Source organism: Candidatus Nitrotoga fabula (genome assembly GCF_905221025.1).
GTDB lineage: Bacteria > Pseudomonadota > Gammaproteobacteria > Burkholderiales > Gallionellaceae > Nitrotoga > Nitrotoga fabula.
Map to the genome: position 1 here is coordinate 1 of NZ_CAJNBL010000038.1, position 1,616 is coordinate 1,616.

Sequence of the window (1,616 nt, forward strand, 5' to 3'; positions counted from 1 at the left end):
GGAGTATTTGTTTGATTTATTCATGGCTCTATTCTCTCAAGAATTAGAGCCTCCTCAAAACCCGGGGCGATTCACTTACCTTTGGTGGCAACGAAGCTCACGCAGTCTCCTTGGTTCTTAAAGATTTCCTTACCAGTATTTACATTTACAAAAGTTGACCAGCCCTGGTCCTTGCACTCATCCATGTCCGCTGGCAAAGTTGATACGAGAAGTTTTATATCGTCCACCGCCGTAGTGAGATAATAGAACGTAGCCTGAGTTTCAAAACTTACCACTACGGTTTGTCCAGCATAGTCCTGAAGAACGGCTGTTATGTCGCCAGATCGGGAGTTGGGTCCAACCTGCAGCAAAGTATCTCCAGGATTCGTCGAAAAGACCTCTTGTAGAAGTGCTCCAGTCGTGTCTAGAATTAACCCACGCCATGCCTGGTCAGGGTTTGGTCCAAACTGACCGGCGAAGTTACGTACTCGATCATTCCACGTGAGGCTTGCAGAAAAGATGCCGTTAGGCACATTAATAGTCTGCTGCAGTTTGGTAACCGATGTCCCATATTGAGTCCCTATGGCATCGAACTGTCCATTGATAGGCGGCAAAGCACCCCCCATGAATGGATTGAATGTTCCGTCATTGATTTCATATGTGGCACCAGATGCTCCTGGAACAACGTTCCAGGCAGCAAAATTTCCGGTTTCGAAATCACCGTTGGAAATTAGCTGAGTGGGGGGGCTGCCTGAGCACTAAACGAGGCTACACCCATAGCAATAGCCATCGCAGTTGCGAAGATAGAAAGTTTTTTTGTATTCATCATTAAATTTTTCCTTTTTTATGTTGTTTTGAAATCACCAACTACCTGGCTGGTGAGAAAAACCAAGAAAAAATTTCCTTCCCAAACTTTCTTACCAACTAAGGCAACCGAACAGTATAGTAATTAATATTGTTATTCTGTGCGCTAGCACACACAGCTTCGAGAAAAATTTGCCCGATGGCAGGCCCTGCAAAGCGCAGTAGCTTTGCCCTCCCGAAGTTCGCCGTTTGGAGCCAAAATGGCTCCTCTATGTCTATGTAGTCGAGGATCGCCTGCCGCAATCGACCAGCCGGTGCTCCGATGGCAAGGAGTTTCTCACCGGACGCAGTCGGAACGGCTGCGCCATCATCATCGTGACCAACCCAGCCCATGCCCAGCGCATTTTCGAGCACCTTGGCAGTTGGAATCGGTCCGATGTTTCCAAGCGTCCAGCGGAGATCCTTAAACGACACCGGGCGTCGGGCTACCACAATTTCGAGTAACTCGAAGCTTGCATAGGCGATGCCGGCCGAGAGGCCGCTCTTGATGCGGTGGCTCTCGTCAAGAAACACATGCATCTTGTAGGCGCGTTTCTGGGCTTCGGAGAGATGTGACAGTTCAATGCAGGGCTTCATGATTGCCTCCGGTTAGGTTGTGTGATGGGCATATGAACGCTCTTCCGTCACCCAAAGACAAGCAATTTATGGATTAATGTTGATCCGCATCATGAAGTTGGCAGTTATTTTTCACGATCCGGAATTCCAGTCGGAATCCGGTGGCAGGAACTAGAATTCCCTGCAGGAATCAGTCTGAATCGCCCCGGGTTTTGAGG

Annotated in this window: 2 protein-coding genes; both read right to left on the minus strand. The window is 48.7% G+C overall.

The window, feature by feature from the left end; translation table 11 throughout:
- Window positions 1-71: 71 nt before the first annotated feature.
- Complete coding sequence (locus tag KJA68_RS08315; RefSeq protein ID WP_213036475.1) at window positions 72-593, minus strand: hypothetical protein; 522 nt, start codon at window positions 591-593, stop codon at window positions 72-74.
- A gap of 310 nt (window positions 594-903) precedes the next feature.
- Window positions 904-1,419: a hypothetical protein gene (locus KJA68_RS08320; RefSeq protein WP_213036476.1), complete on the minus strand. Its 516-nt coding sequence runs from the start codon at window positions 1,417-1,419 to the stop codon at window positions 904-906.
- Between the last annotated feature and the right edge of the window lie 197 nt (window positions 1,420-1,616).